13 protein-coding genes are annotated in these 13,815 nt (G+C 63.0%); 7 read left to right on the top strand and 6 right to left on the bottom strand.

The window, feature by feature from the left end:
- Nucleotides 1-17 precede the first annotated feature (17 nt).
- Nucleotides 18-1,337 (bottom strand): OprD family porin, encoded by a 1,320-nt coding sequence (locus tag MRBLPB4O_RS01275; RefSeq protein ID WP_059394988.1) that lies wholly within the window; start codon nucleotides 1,335-1,337, stop codon nucleotides 18-20.
- A gap of 475 nt (nucleotides 1,338-1,812) precedes the next feature.
- Between MRBLPB4O_RS01275 and MRBLPB4O_RS01270 the strand changes: the two genes are divergently transcribed.
- Nucleotides 1,813-3,888, top strand: coding sequence for a TonB-dependent siderophore receptor (locus MRBLPB4O_RS01270; RefSeq protein ID WP_341797320.1), 2,076 nt, complete (start codon nucleotides 1,813-1,815; stop codon nucleotides 3,886-3,888).
- A 131-nt stretch (nucleotides 3,889-4,019) separates the two neighbouring features.
- On the opposite strand, the gene MRBLPB4O_RS01265 is transcribed toward MRBLPB4O_RS01270, so the two are convergent.
- Together MRBLPB4O_RS01265 and aguA are read right to left on the bottom strand one after the other, a co-directional pair.
- Nucleotides 4,020-4,217 (bottom strand): hypothetical protein, encoded by a 198-nt coding sequence (locus tag MRBLPB4O_RS01265; RefSeq protein WP_026034717.1) that lies wholly within the window; start codon nucleotides 4,215-4,217, stop codon nucleotides 4,020-4,022.
- A gap of 185 nt (nucleotides 4,218-4,402) precedes the next feature.
- Complete coding sequence (gene aguA / locus MRBLPB4O_RS01260; protein WP_016497575.1) at nucleotides 4,403-5,509, bottom strand: agmatine deiminase; 1,107 nt, start codon at nucleotides 5,507-5,509, stop codon at nucleotides 4,403-4,405.
- Nucleotides 5,510-5,787: 278 nt separating this feature from the next.
- Between aguA and rfbC the strand changes: the two genes are divergently transcribed.
- The 4 genes from rfbC to MRBLPB4O_RS01240 are packed head-to-tail and all read left to right on the top strand — an operon-like array spanning nucleotide 5,788 to nucleotide 10,048.
- A complete protein-coding gene (rfbC, locus tag MRBLPB4O_RS01255) occupies nucleotides 5,788-6,333 on the top strand; it encodes a dTDP-4-dehydrorhamnose 3,5-epimerase (RefSeq protein WP_063423229.1) in 546 nt (181 codons plus the stop codon).
- A 42-nt stretch (nucleotides 6,334-6,375) separates the two neighbouring features.
- Nucleotides 6,376-8,190, top strand: a complete 1,815-nt coding sequence (locus tag MRBLPB4O_RS01250) for an ATP-binding protein (RefSeq protein ID WP_341797319.1) — start codon at nucleotides 6,376-6,378, stop codon at nucleotides 8,188-8,190.
- Nucleotides 8,187-9,593 (top strand): sigma-54 dependent transcriptional regulator, encoded by a 1,407-nt coding sequence (locus MRBLPB4O_RS01245; RefSeq protein ID WP_341797318.1) that lies wholly within the window; start codon nucleotides 8,187-8,189, stop codon nucleotides 9,591-9,593. Before MRBLPB4O_RS01250 ends, MRBLPB4O_RS01245 begins: the two co-directional genes overlap by 4 nt.
- Nucleotides 9,593-10,048, top strand: coding sequence for a YiiD C-terminal domain-containing protein (locus tag MRBLPB4O_RS01240; RefSeq protein ID WP_341797317.1), 456 nt, complete (start codon nucleotides 9,593-9,595; stop codon nucleotides 10,046-10,048). Before MRBLPB4O_RS01245 ends, MRBLPB4O_RS01240 begins: the two co-directional genes overlap by 1 nt.
- A 74-nt stretch (nucleotides 10,049-10,122) precedes the next feature.
- On the opposite strand, the gene cysQ is transcribed toward MRBLPB4O_RS01240, so the two are convergent.
- Nucleotides 10,123-10,941 (bottom strand): 3'(2'),5'-bisphosphate nucleotidase CysQ, encoded by an 819-nt coding sequence (gene cysQ, locus MRBLPB4O_RS01235; protein WP_341797316.1) that lies wholly within the window; start codon nucleotides 10,939-10,941, stop codon nucleotides 10,123-10,125.
- A complete protein-coding gene (gene nudE / locus MRBLPB4O_RS01230; protein ID WP_043200325.1) occupies nucleotides 10,938-11,504 on the bottom strand; it encodes an ADP compounds hydrolase NudE in 567 nt (188 codons plus the stop codon). The genes cysQ and nudE overlap by 4 nt, the downstream gene beginning before the upstream one ends.
- A gap of 64 nt (nucleotides 11,505-11,568) precedes the next feature.
- Between nudE and yrfG the strand changes: the two genes are divergently transcribed.
- Entirely contained in the window at nucleotides 11,569-12,231 is a 663-nt protein-coding gene (gene yrfG, locus MRBLPB4O_RS01225) for a GMP/IMP nucleotidase (RefSeq protein ID WP_341797315.1), read from the top strand.
- Between the two features lie 134 nt (nucleotides 12,232-12,365).
- Here yrfG and lysM read toward each other — a convergent pair whose 3' ends face one another.
- Entirely contained in the window at nucleotides 12,366-12,806 is a 441-nt protein-coding gene (gene lysM, locus MRBLPB4O_RS01220) for a peptidoglycan-binding protein LysM (protein WP_341797314.1), read from the bottom strand.
- A 177-nt stretch (nucleotides 12,807-12,983) separates the two neighbouring features.
- Between lysM and fdhD the strand changes: the two genes are divergently transcribed.
- Complete coding sequence (gene fdhD / locus MRBLPB4O_RS01215) at nucleotides 12,984-13,814, top strand: formate dehydrogenase accessory sulfurtransferase FdhD (RefSeq protein ID WP_041167489.1); 831 nt, start codon at nucleotides 12,984-12,986, stop codon at nucleotides 13,812-13,814.
- Nucleotide 13,815: the final 1 nt, after the last annotated feature.

The following is a 13,815-nucleotide window of genomic DNA, read 5'->3' as shown; positions in this document are numbered from 1 at the left end:
GATGCTCCAGATCAGGATCAGAAGATGCTGATCGGGTACTCGACGAATACGCGGACTTCGTTGCCGTCGTCGTTGTAACCGTTCTGCTGCACGGCGTTGTTGGTGCGCAGGAACGAGCTACGCAGCTTGATGGACAGGTCCTTGGCCGGGCCGTCCTGCACCACGTAACGGATCTGGTTGAAGATCTCGCGCTCTTTACCTTCGCCGAAGCCCTGCGGGTTGGCGACGTTGCGGGTGTTGATGTTGTCACCCACCACGTAGGCCAGCTTGTAGGTCAGGCCCGGGATGCCGTAGGCACCGAAGTCCAGGCCGTAGCCCAGCTGCCAGGAGCGCTCGTCTTCGGCGTTGAAGTCGGACCAGTACGAGTTGGCCAGGTAGATGGTCGAACCACCGTCACCCACGCCACCGGCGTTCTGGTAGAAACCGTAGTTGTAACCGGTGCTGCCGGTGCTGCGCTGATGCGCGAGGGTGAACGAGTGCGCACCGTACGCGTAAGTGGCTGCCAGGCTCCAGATGGTGTTGGAGTCGCCATTCAGGCCAGCGGCTTGTACGTACTTGTTGTCGATGTCCGACTTGTAGCCGTTGAAGTCCAGGGTCAGGGACTGGTCGCTGGCGATCGGGAAGACGTAGTTCAAGCCCAGGTAGTGCTTCTTCATCACGTCTTCGTTGTCTGCGGTGTACAGCGAAGCGGTGAAGTTGTCGGTGAACTTGTAGCTACCACCGAAGACGTTGATCGACTTCAGGCCGCCACCGTCACGGCGCTCGGCGCTTTTGCGCGCTTCCTGGGTGAAGCGGCCGGCGTTCAGTTCCAGGCCCTCGATCTCTTTCGAGGTGATCAGGGTACCGGTGAAGCTTTCTGGCAGCAGACGCGCGTCGTCGTACTGCAGCACTGGCAGTGCTGGCATCTGGTCACCGTACTTCAGCACGGTGTTGGAAATGCGGAATTTTACTGCTGCGCCACCACGGGCCAGGTTGTGCGGCGAGCTGGCATTGCCTTCGGCATTGGTGGTTTCGTGCGGCTTGAAGAAGTCGACGCCGCCGCCACCGTTGTGGCCTTTGCCGCCATCAAGGCGCACGGCGTACAGCCCGAATGCGTCGACGCCGACGCCAACGGTGCCCTGGGTGAAGCCGGAGGAGAAGTTGGCGATGAACGCCTGGCCCCATTCGATCTGGTCATCGGTGCCGTGCTTCTTGTCACGGTTGATGTAGGCGTTGCGCAGAAGGACGTTGGCGTGGCTGTCCTCGATGAAGCCCTTGCTGTCGGCCTGGTCATTGGCCTGTGCCTGGGTCGCGGCGATCATCGCCAAGGCGACCAGGCTGATCCTGGTTTTCAACATGTTGTTTTCCTTATTTCTTAATCAAAAACGCTCTGCAATATGACGCCAGGAACCAACGCCCCTTCGTAGGTTCGACGCTATGCGGATCCCGCCTGGTGGGCCAGCTGGTAAGTACACGGCAGCCCTCGGCAGCAGCATGGCCAAGATAATGGCCAGCAGGCGTTGGCCGAATCCTAGCCGTGTGCGATTACAAATGTCAAAAAGTCGTGAAATGCAGGTTGATATAACCAAAATTATCGGCAGAGCTGGTGCATTTCCATGCAGGTTTGCGCTATCAGCGGGCAATTTATCTCGTGTGGGAAATTACCTTTTGATCGAACGGACAATTTCCCGAGAGCGGGCAAACCGTGGCGGCAGAGGCTGTTACAAAGAGATACATATGTAAAGACAACCCTTTACAAATACTCAAGCAAGAGTAAATAGCAAGCATTACCATTCGCGCCTTCTTTTTCACCTGCCCGGTCCGGATGTGTCCATGCTCGTACCCTGCCGCCTTTCCCCCTTGACGCTTGCCCTGTCGCTGCTGTTCAGCGCCGGCTTGGCCAGTGCCGCCACCACCACGCTGCCAGAGTCGTCGGTTACCGCCGACAGCGAGCGTGAGAAGGACAACCCGCGAGTCAAGGAGGTGAGCACCGCCACCCGCACCTCGACGCCGGTACGCTATGTGCCGCAGGCCATCGACACGGTGAAAACCGCCAATGTGCTGGACTACGGCAGTAACACCCTGGGTAAGGCGCTGGAGGGGATCCCCAACGTCAGCAGCGGCGCCGACACCCGCTTTGACAGCGTGCGCATCCGCGGCTTCGAGGCCAGCAACGACTTCTACCTGGACGGCATTCGCGACGACAGCCAGTACATCCGCGACCTGCACAACATCGAGCGGGTCGAGGTGCTCAAGGGGCCGGCGGCGGTGCTGTATGGCCGTGGCAGCCAGGGCGGCATCGTCAACCGGGTCAGCAAGGCTCCGGAGCAGGGCCGCCGCTCGAGCATCGAAGCACAGGCCGGCAGCGAAGACCTGCGCAGCCTGTATGCCGACCTCAGCGCCGACCCCAGCGATACCGTAAGCCTGCGCCTGAACATGGGTAACCAGGACAACAACAGCTTCCGCGAGGGTATCGACGGCAGCCGCCAGCTGTTCGCCCCGTCGCTCAGCTGGCAGATCACCCCCGACCTCAACTGGCTGGTGCAGTACGAATACAGCCGCTACAACCGCACGCCCGACCGGGGCATCCCCGGGGTGAATGGCCGCCCGGCCGACGTCAGCCGCGGCACCACCTACGGCGACCAGCGCGACTACATCGATGACCGCGCCCAGTCCCTGCGCTCACGCCTGAACTACCAGCTGAACGAAACCTGGCAGCTGCGCCATACCCTGGGCCTGTTCAAGCTCGACAGCGAGTTCGACAACACCTACGTCACGGGCTACAACGCCAGCACCAATGTCCTGACCCGCCAGCGCTGGCAGCAGGACCTGAACACCCGCAACCTGTTCAACAACCTGGAGGCCGAGGGCGATTTCGACACCCTGGGCCTGGAGCACAAGCTGCTGGTGGGCCTGGAGTTCGGCAACCAGAAGCGTGACCCTGTGCTGTATACCGCTGGTAGCCAGCCGCTCCCGGGCTTGGGCAAACCCGGTAGCAACCAGCAGCACAATGGCACACTGGTGCTGTCGAGTAACAACCACACTGTGGTCGATAGCCGCGGCCTTTACCTGCAAGACCAGATCCGCCTGAACGATCAATGGCAAATCCTGGCTGGCGTGCGCTTCGACCAGTTCGACGTGGAAACCACCAACAAGGATGGCGTGCGCGAACCGCAGGACAGCAACAGCACCAGCCCGCGCCTGGGCGTGGTCTACACGCCATGGCGGGATCATTCGTTCTACGCCTCGTGGAGCAAGACCTTCTCGCCGGTGGGCGGCGGCTTGATCGGCATCACCCCGGATGCGCCGGGCAACGGCAACGACGCCAAGCCGGAAGAGACCCGGCAGAAAGAAATCGGGGTGAAAAGCGATTGGCTCGACCAGCGCCTGACCACCACCCTGGCCATCTACGAGCTGGAACTGTACAACCGCCGCACCCGTGATCCGGAAAACCCGAATAACATCTTGCTCAGCGGCTTGCAGCGTTCGCGCGGCATCGAGTTGACGGCCACCGGCAATATCGTCGGCAACTGGTATGTACGCGGCGGCATCGGCCTGCAGGATGCGATCATCGTCAAGGACAACAACGGCCAGGAACGCAACCGCATCAACGATGTGGCCAAGCGCAACGCCAGCCTGTTCGTGACCTGGAAACCAGAGCTGGGCTGGTACGCCGAAACCGGCGTTACGCTGGTAGGTGAGCGTTATGCGGACAACCAGAACACCACGGTGTTGCCAGGGTATGGCCGTTGGGATGCGCTGGCGGGGTACCGCACCCATGACTGGGATGTGCGGGCGGCGTTGAGCAACATTGCCGACAAGACCTACTACAGCTCGGCGACCAGTGCGGCGCAGATTCAGGTGGGGGACCCGCGTAGCCTGGTGGTCACGGGTAGCTACAGCTTCTGATCTTTATTGCTGTACCGGCCTCTTCGCGGCTGAAGCTGCACACACAGGGTCACCACAGGTTTCGAGACATGTGGAGTACCTGTGGGAGCGGGTTCACCCGCTAAGAGGCCGGCACAGAAATACCAATTCGATCAGTGCCACACCGCCATCAGCGCCTGCATCTCTGCTTCGCTGATCAGCCCTTGGGGGTAGCGCCCGGCAAGCAGACGTCGTGGGTCGGTCGTCCTGACCCTGATGCTTCCATGGTGTTTCAACCACTTCGCCACAACCTTGAGCGATTGGTGATTCACTGCCGATGGGCGCAAAGCCGACTCACTTGCTGCGTTCATGTCTACACGTACTCCCTGGCCCGTGAGCGGCTAATTTACGTAGGTAATGTTACAGATCCAAGAGCGCGGCCCGGCCGAGCTATCTGCTTGAAAAACAATACAAAACCTATGCCAGCCTGGGCGCCGGATGTCGCCCGAAAAAAAAGGCCCGTCAAATGACGGGCCTTTTTTCATTCCAGCTGCGCTCAACGCTTGACCGGCGCGGGCTGCTGCTGAGTCAGGCAGTGGATGTTGCCGCCACCCAGCAACAATTCGCGGCCAGGGATCATCACCACTTCATGGTCAGGGAAGATCTTTGCCAGGATCGCTCTGGCTTCGGCATCTGCCGGGTCGTCGAAGCTTGGCGCAATGATGCCGCCGTTGACGATCAGGAAGTTCACGTACGAACCGGCAAGGCGCACCGACGGGTCTCGCTCCTGGCTGCCGGCCACCTGATCGACACCGGCACACTCTTCAGCGGTGGCAAACAGCGGGCCCGGGATCGGCATCTTGTGCACGATGAACTCGCGGCCCTTGGCATCGCGGGTGTTCTTCAACACCTCCATGGCCGCGTGGCAGCGCGCATAGTTGGGGTCGTTGGAATCATCGGTCCAGGCCAGTAACACTTCACCCGGGCGCACGTAACAGCAGAAGTTGTCGACGTGGCCGTCGGTTTCGTCGTTGTACAGGCCATCGGGCAGCCAAACCACGGTGTCGACCGCCAGCTGATCGCGCAGCACCGCTTCGATCTGCTCGCGGTTCAGGTGCGGGTTGCGGTTACGGTTGAGCAGGCATTCCTCGGTGGTGATCACGGTGCCTTCACCGTCCACGTGGATCGAGCCGCCTTCCAGCACGAAGCCCTCAGTCTGGTAGCGCTGGCAGCGCTCCATTTCCAGCACCTTGGCGGCCAGTTCCTCGTCGCGGTTCCACGGCGCGTACAGGCCGCCGTCGAAGCCGCCCCAGGCATTGAAGCCCCAGTCCACACCACGCACTTCACCTTGGTCGTTGATGACGAAGGTTGGGCCGGTATCACGCACCCACGCGTCGTCGTTGCTGATTTCGACCACGCGAATGTTCGGCTGGTCGAGCTGGCGACGGGCATTTTCGTACTGGCCGGCGGAGGCCGCGACGGTGACAGGTTCGAAGCGGGCAATGGCCTTGGCCAGGGTCACATGCGCAGCCTGTGCCGGCTTGCCGCCCAGGCGCCAGTTGTCCGGGCGCTCCGGCCAGACCATCCACACCTGGGTTTGCGGGGCCCACTCGGCGGGCATGTGGAAACCATCGGCACGGGGCGTGGAGTTGAGGGTTTTCATGGGTGACCTCTATGATGGCCCTGAGCCGGAGTGTGCTGGGGCGTTTGTCAATTTATAACCGATATATATCGAGATTTGAAGCCCGGCAGTCGGGAATGACTCGCTAATTACCCGCAATTAAATCGATAACAATCGAATCATGCAAAGCCGTGCCTGGTGCCGCTACCGGTCTGACGTCTACCATAGCCATACCTTATGCATCCTGTTGCATCGGCATGCGGACAATTCCAGCGGGGCCGACTAGGGTCAATACTTGGGCAACGGGCCAGCGAGCCACTATGAACATCATCCCTACCGCAATCCCTGAAGTACTGATCATCGAGCCGAAGGTTTTCGGTGACAGCCGTGGTTTTTTCTTCGAGGCATTCAACGCGCGTGAGTTCGCGCGGCAAACCGGTGTGAAGGCCGAGTTCGTGCAGGACAACCACTCTCGCTCCATCAAGGGTGTACTGCGCGGGCTGCACTATCAGGTCGAGAACACCCAAGGCAAGCTGGTGCGGGTGGTACACGGGGAAATCCGCGATGTCGCCGTGGACGTGCGCAAAAGCTCGCCAACCTTTGGCCAATGGGTCGCCGTGCACCTGTCGGCCGACAACCACCGCCAGCTATGGGTACCTCCCGGTTTCGCCCACGGTTTTGCGGTGATGAGCGAATCGGCCGAGTTCCTCTACAAGACCACCGATTACTACAACCCCGGCGCCGACCGCTGCATCCGCTGGGACGACCCGCAACTGGCCATCGACTGGGGGTTGCAGCAACCACCGGTGCTGTCGGACAAGGACAAGCTCGGCCTGCCACTGGCAGAGGCGGAACTGCTGCCTTAACTAGCGCATAATTGCGCCAGACTTTTCTGGCGCATTTACGTGATGATTGCAAAACCCACGCCCCCACGCCGTCCCCGCTGGCGCAGCCTGGCCTTGTTGGCCCTGTGCCTGGCCCCGTTGTTGTGGCCCCTGCATCACTTGGCCGAACGCTACTACCAGGAAGAGCTGGCCTCGCAGAACCGCCAGACCCTCGACCTGTACGTCGCCAACCTGCTCGGCACCCTGCACCGCTACGAAACCTTGCCGCAGATCCTCGGTGACCTGCCGGCGCTACGTGGCGTGCTGGCAGACCCGTTCCGCCTGGAAGCGGTGACCAACGCCAACCGCCTGCTCAAGGGCATCGTGCAGCAGACCGGTGCCGAGGTGATGTACCTGATGGACGTCAGCGGCAACACCCTGGCCGCGTCCAACTGGGACAAGCACGACAGCTTCGTCGGCCGCAACTTCGCCTTCCGCCCCTATTTCAACGAAGCCATGGCCGGCCACCTGGGCCGCTTCTTCGGCCAGGGCACCACCTCGGCCAAGCGCGGCTACTTCTTTGCCGCAGCCGTGCGGGACCGCGAGCGGATCGTTGGCGTGCTGGTGGTCAAGGTCGACCTCGACCACACCGAAACCCTTTGGGGCCGCACGCCCGAGCAGCTGTTGCTGACCGATCACAATGGTGTGGTCATCCTGACGTCGCGGCCCGATTGGCGCTTCCGTGCTACGCGCACGCTGACCGAGGCCGAGCGCCAGGCCATCATCGCCATCCAGCCCTACCCGACCCAGGCCCCGCAACCGCTGGTGCTCAGCCCGGACGCCTGGATCACCCAGACCCGCGACATCAAGGAGACCGGCTGGCAGGTCAGCATCCTCGCGCCGCGCATGCTCGTCGATCGCTCGGTGCAAACGGTGATGGCCATCGGTGCCGGTACGCTGCTGGTACTGATGCTGCTGGCCGGCCTGGTGATGCAACGACGGCGCCACTACATCGACCGCATCGACTTCGAAGCCCGTGGCCGCCAGGAGCTGGAAAAGCGCGTGGCCCAACGTACCGCCGACCTTGAAGGCCTGAACACACGGTTGAAAAATGCCGTGCTGGAACGCGAAAACGCCCAGCAAGAAGCAGTGCGCGCCCAGGACGAACTGGTGCAGGCGGGCAAGCTGTCGGTACTCGGCACCATGTCGGCCAGCATCAGCCACGAGCTGAACCAGCCGCTGGCGGCCATCCGCAGCTACGCGGAAAACGCCGAAATCCTGCTGGACCACCAACGCACCGATGACGCCCGCGGCAACCTCAAGCTGATCGGCGAGCTGACCGGGCGCATGGCCTCGATCATCGCCCACCTGCGCGCCTTCGCCCGCCGCGACCGCCATGCCCCGGAAAGCGTGGCCTTGCAGCCAGCCCTGGACGATGCCCTGGCACTGCTGGCCAAGCGCCGCCGGGCGATGGCCGTGGAGCTGATCCGCGACCTGCCGGAGGCGACCTTGTGGGTACAAGCCGGTGAAACCCGCCTGCGCCAGGTGCTCGGCAACCTGCTGGCCAATGCCCTCGACGCCCTGACCGAAAAGGCCAACCCGCGCCGCTTGTGGCTAAGTGCCGAGCAGCGCGATGACTGCGTCTACCTGTACATCCGCGACAACGGCCCCGGCTTCAGCCGCCAGGCCCTGGAGCATGCCAAGGAGCCGTTCTTCACCACCAAGACCCGCACCCAGGGCCTGGGCCTGGGCCTGGCCATCTGCGAAAGCCTGATGCGCGCCCTGGGCGGTGAACTGCTGCTGGCCAACCACCCGGAAGGTGGCGCACTGCTGACCCTGCAGCTGCGTGTGGCCGCGCCTGGCGCTACTTTGCCCAATTCGGAGGACTCCTCGGCATGACCACCGAGACACTGATCGACAGCCAAGCCCAGGTCATCCTGGTGGACGATGACCCGCACCTGCGCCAGGCGCTGAGCCAGACCCTGGACCTGGCCGGGCTCAAGGTGGTCGCCCTGGCCGATGCCCAAGGCCTGGCCGAGCGTATCGAGGCCGACTGGCCCGGTGTGGTGGTCAGCGACATCCGCATGCCCGGTATCGATGGCCTGCAGCTGCTGGAGCAACTGCACGGCCGCGACAGCGAGCTGCCGGTGCTGCTGATTACCGGCCACGGCGATGTGCCGCTGGCGGTGCAGGCGATGCGCGCCGGGGCTTATGACTTCCTGGAAAAACCCTTTGCCACAGACGCCCTGCTCGACAGCGTGCGCCGCGCCCTGGCCCTGCGCCGCCTGGTGCTGGACAACCGCAGCCTGCGCCTGGCACTGAGCGACCGCCAGCAACTGGCCACCCGGCTGGTCGGCCATTCGCCGTCCATGCTGCGCCTGCGCGAGCAGATCGGTGCCCTGGCCGGCACCCGCGCCGATGTGCTGATACTGGGTGAAACCGGCGCGGGCAAAGAGGTGGTGGCCCGCGCCCTGCACGACCTGTCCAGCCGCCGCGACGGCCCGTTCGTGGCGATCAACGCCGGCGCGCTGGCCGAGTCAGTGGTGGAAAGCGAGCTGTTCGGTCATGAGCCTGGCGCCTTCACCGGCGCGCAAAAACGCCGTATCGGCAAGTTCGAGTTCGCCAACGGCGGCACGCTGTTCCTCGACGAAATCGAGAGCATGAGCCTGGATGTACAGGTAAAACTGCTGCGCATGTTGCAGGAACGGGTGGTCGAGCGACTCGGCGGCAACCAGCTGATCCCGCTGGATATCCGCATCATTGCCGCGACCAAGGAAGACCTGCGACAGTCCGCCGACCAAGGGCGCTTCCGTGCCGACCTGTATTACCGCCTGAACGTGGCGCCGCTGCGTATTCCACCGCTGCGCGAGCGCGGCGATGACATTCTGGTGCTGTTCCAGCACTTCGCCGACGCCGCCAGCCAGCGCCATGGCCTGCCCCCGCACACCTTGCAACCGGCGCAGCGTGCCGTGCTGTTGCGCCACCCCTGGCCAGGCAATGTGCGCGAGCTGCAAAACGCCGCCGAGCGTTTCGCCCTTGGCCTGGAGCTGGCCCTGGACGGCCAGGCGCCGCCGGCGACAGCAGCTGCTGTGCCAATGCTGAGCGGCAACCTCAGCGAGCAGGTCGAGCAGTTCGAACGCTCGCTGATCGCTGCCGAACTGGCCCAGCCACACAGCTCCATGCGCAGCCTGGCCGAGGCGCTGGGCATCCCCCGCAAGACCCTGCACGACAAGCTGCGCAAGCACAGCTTGAGCTTCGACGGCGGCAGCGGCGGGCATGACGACCAAGAGGACCACCGTTAATGAGCACCGATAGCCAGTACCTGCAGTCCGTACTGCACAGCGACATCCCCCTGACCCGCGAAATGGGCCTGGAAGTGATCGATTGGCAGCAGCACACCCTGCGCCTGCAACTGCCGCTGGCGGCCAACGTCAACCACAAGAGCACCATGTTTGGCGGCAGCCTGTACTGCGCCGCCGTGCTGGCGGGCTGGGGCTGGCTGCACCTGCGCCTGAGGGCGCTGGGGATCGATGACGGGCATATCGTCATCCAGGAAGGGCAGATCAGTTATCCGTTGCCGGTTACCGGTGCGGCGGTGGCGCGTTGTGTAGCGCCCGACGAAAAGACCTGGGAGCGATTCCTGGCCATGTACCAGCGCCGTGGGCGGGCGCGGTTGACGTTGGAAACCACCGTGAGCAATGCCGGTAGTGACGAGCCGGCAGTGAAATTCAGCGGCCAGTACGTGCTGCACCGCTAATGCGACTAAAGCGGCCTTTGTGGGAGCGGCCTTTTCGCGACACAAGGCCGCTCCCACAGGATCGTGCCAGGCAGTTAGATGAGGTTCAGGAAGGCCTGGCGCCATGCAGCATTGGCAGGCAATGCCAGGAAATGCGGATTGAGCAGCGACTCGCGTGGCGGGTACCGAAACGGCAAGCCATCCAGCCCGATCACTTCGCCACCGGCCCCTTCCACCACACCCTGCGCCGCAGCAGTGTCCCACTGCGAAGTCGGCGCCAGGCGCGGATAGCAGTCTGCGCTGCCCTCAGCCAGCAGGCAGAACTTCAACGAACTGCCGATATTGGCCAGCTCCAGCTCACCCACCGCAGCCCCAAGGCCGGCCAACAGCGCTTCCTGCTCCGGGCTGGAATGCCGACGGCTGGCCACCACGGTAAAACGCTCGCCCTGCGCGGGTGCGTTGCGTACCTGGATCGGCTGGGCTACCTCACCGGCATCTGCACGCCAGGCCCCCATGCCGCGCCCACCAAAATAGCAGCGCCCATTGGTGGGCATCGACACCACGCCAAACACCACCTCGCCGTTTTCGACCAGGGCGATGTTGACCGTGAACTCTTCGCTGCCGGCAATGAACTCCTTGGTGCCGTCCAGCGGGTCGACCAGCCACCAGCGGCTCCAACCCTGACGCTCGGCCAGCGGTATGTTGCAGTCTTCCTCGGACAGCACCGGAATGTGCGGCGCCAGCGCCAGCAGGCCATCGGCAATCACCCGGTGCGCTGCCAGGTCGGCGGCGGTCACCGGCGAATCGTCGGCCTTGTTGGTCACGGCCACGTCGGCACGCCAGAACGGCAGGATCGCCTCGCCTGCGGTCAGTGCCAGCTTGACCACTTCGTGCATCAGTTGCAGGTCGTTCATAGCTCCAGCAGCCCCCGCTGGATCATCAGGTCACGGGCCAGGTACAGCGCCGCCAGGGCGCGGCCCTCGGTGAACTGTGGGTGCATGGCCAATGCCGACAACTCGCGCAGGTTGACCTTGTCGACCCGCATCGGCTCTGGCTCATCGCCTTCCAGGCGCTCTTCGTACAGGTCGGTGGCCAGCACTACCTGGATCTTCTGGCTCATGTAGCCCGGCGACAGCGACAGCTCGGTCAGGTGCTCCAGCTGGCGTGCGCCAAAACCGGCTTCTTCCTTGAGCTCCCGGTCGGCTGCCGCCAGCACATCCTCGCCCGGCTCGATCAGGCCCTTGGGCAACGACAGCTCGTATTCATCGGTGCCGCCGCAGTATTCCTCCACCAGCACGGCATGCTCGGCGTCGAGCATGGCCACGATCATCACCGCGCCGTAGCCGTTACCCCGGCCCACCAAACGCTCGTAGGTACGCTCATTGCCATTGCTGAAGCGCAATTGCACGGCTTCGACGCGGAACAGGCGGCTGCTGGCGACGATTTCGCGGCTGAGGACGGTGGGTTTCTGGCGCATGGGGCGGCTCCTTGGCGTGAACGGGTTACTATACCGTGGCTAGCCGACTGATCGAGAGTTTCCCATGCCTGTTATTCCCTGGTCTGCCATCGATACCGTCCTGCTGGACATGGACGGCACCCTGCTCGACCTGCATTACGACAACCGCTTCTGGCTGGAGCACCTGCCCCAGCGCTATGCCGAGCTGCACGGGGTGAGCCGGACCATGGCGGAAATGGAGCTGCAGCCACTGTTCGAGCGCAATGCCGGCACGCTGAACTGGTATTGCCTGGATTTCTGGAGCCGCGAGCTGCGCCTGCCAATCCGAGAGCTGAAGCAGGAAATCGCCGACCTGATCGCCCTGCGCCCAGACGCCGACACCTTCCTTGCGGCAATCCGCAAGGCGGGCAAACGCGTGGTGATGATCACCAATGCGCACCGCGACTCGCTGTCGCTGAAGCTGGAGCGGGTGGAACTGGCGCCGTATTTCGAACGGCTGATCAGCTCGCACGATTATGGCTACCCGAAGGAAAGCCCGCAGTTCTGGGATGCCTTGCAGGCGGACATCGGTTTTGAGCCGGGGCGCAGCCTGTTTATCGATGACACGCTGGCAATACTGCGCAGTGCACAGCGATTTGGGGTGGGCCACCTGCTGGCGGTGCGCCAGCCGGATAGCAAGGCAGGGCCGCGGGATACCGAAGAGTTTGCGGCGGTCGAGGATTACCGGGACTTACTGGCAGGCTTGTAGGAGCAGCCTTGTGCTGCGAAGAGGCCGGTATGACAGAAAATTGTCTGTGACAGTACCGGCCTCTTCGCAGCACAAGGCTGCTCCTACAAGCACTTCACCGCATTGAAAGCAGTGCAACAACTGTGGGAGGAAGATTACTCGGGAATACGCAGCACCTGCCCCGGGTAGATCTTGTCCGGGTGCGAGAGCATCGGCTTGTTGGCCTCGAATATCTTGTTGTACTGGTTGGCGTTGCCATAAACCACGACTGAAATGGCCGATAGCGTGTCGCCCTTTTTCACCGTAACGAACCGGGCCGCCTTCACAACCGGCCCGGTCACGGTGATCTGGTCATCCACGCTGGCTACACCATTGATGTTGCCGGCTGCAAGAATGATCTTCTCCTTCTCTTCCTGGCTGGCCACTTCACCCTTGAGGGTGATCGTGTCTCCCTCTACAGTGGCGGTGATGTTCGGGTTGCCCAGGCCAACGTCTTGCACGTGTTTTTTCAGCTGCTCCTCGGCATTGGCATTGCCAGGGGTCAGCAGGTCGATCAACTTCTCGCCGGCTTCCTTCACGAAACTGAACAGGCTCATTGCGCTCTCCTTGTTGACGAAACCTCGGACTCACGAGTCTAGGCCAGCTTTTCCACTCCCGCCCCCTGTGCGACCAATCGACACGGTCTATCAAGGCATAGACCCTAGCGATTAGACGCCGCCGGCCCGCAAGCCTAGGCTTGTGCTATCAGAAAGCCGCCGGTATTCAACGCCCCGATGAACAGCAAACCTCCGGTCTGCGCGGCATCATCGCCCTTGTCCATGCCCGCCGCCAGCAACACCTACGATTACGTCCAGCTCAGCGACGCCCAACGCGACAGCACCCCGCTGGCCGAAGAAGTGGCCCTGGCCATTGTCTACAACGGCCTCAACCAGGCGGTGATGCTGGTCAGCCCCACCGACCTGGAAGACTTCGCCGTCGGTTTCAGCGTTGGCAGCGGCATTGTCGAAGGCACCGCAGAAATCTACGACCTGAAGCTTTCCGGCAGCGGCTCGGCAATGTATGCCGACCTGGAAATTTCCAGCCGGGCGTTCTGGAACCTCAAAAATCAGCGCCGCCAGCTGGCCGGCACCAGTGGTTGCGGCCTGTGCGGGGTCGAAGCGCTTGAACAGGCGCTACCGGACCTGCCCGAACTGCCGGGCGCGCCCCTGCCCCCGCCCCAGTGGCTGGTTGGCCTGCGTGAACGCATCGATGCCTTCCAGCCGCTGGGCCAGCATTGCGGGGCGGTGCATGCCGCACTGTTCATGGACCGCCATGGCGAGCTGCTGCTCGGCCGTGAAGACATCGGCCGGCACAACGCCCTCGACAAGCTGATCGGCGCCCTGCTGCGCCAAGGCATAGACAGCCAGGGCGGCCTGGCCATCGTCACCAGCCGCTGCAGCCTGGAGCTGATCCAGAAAGTACTGCGTGCCGGCATCCAGACCCTGGTCAGCCTGTCGGCGCCCACCGGCCTTGCCCTGCAATGGGCACGCAAGCACAACCTCAACCTCATCCATCTGCCCAAGCACAGCGCACCGCGGGTCTACAGCCCGGCGGCGGAGTCGTAAT

The organism is Pseudomonas sp. LPB4.O, assembly GCF_038383825.1.
GTDB classification, from domain to species: Bacteria; Pseudomonadota; Gammaproteobacteria; order Pseudomonadales; family Pseudomonadaceae; genus Aquipseudomonas; species Aquipseudomonas putida.
This window is presented reverse-complemented; position numbering and strand designations above follow the sequence as displayed.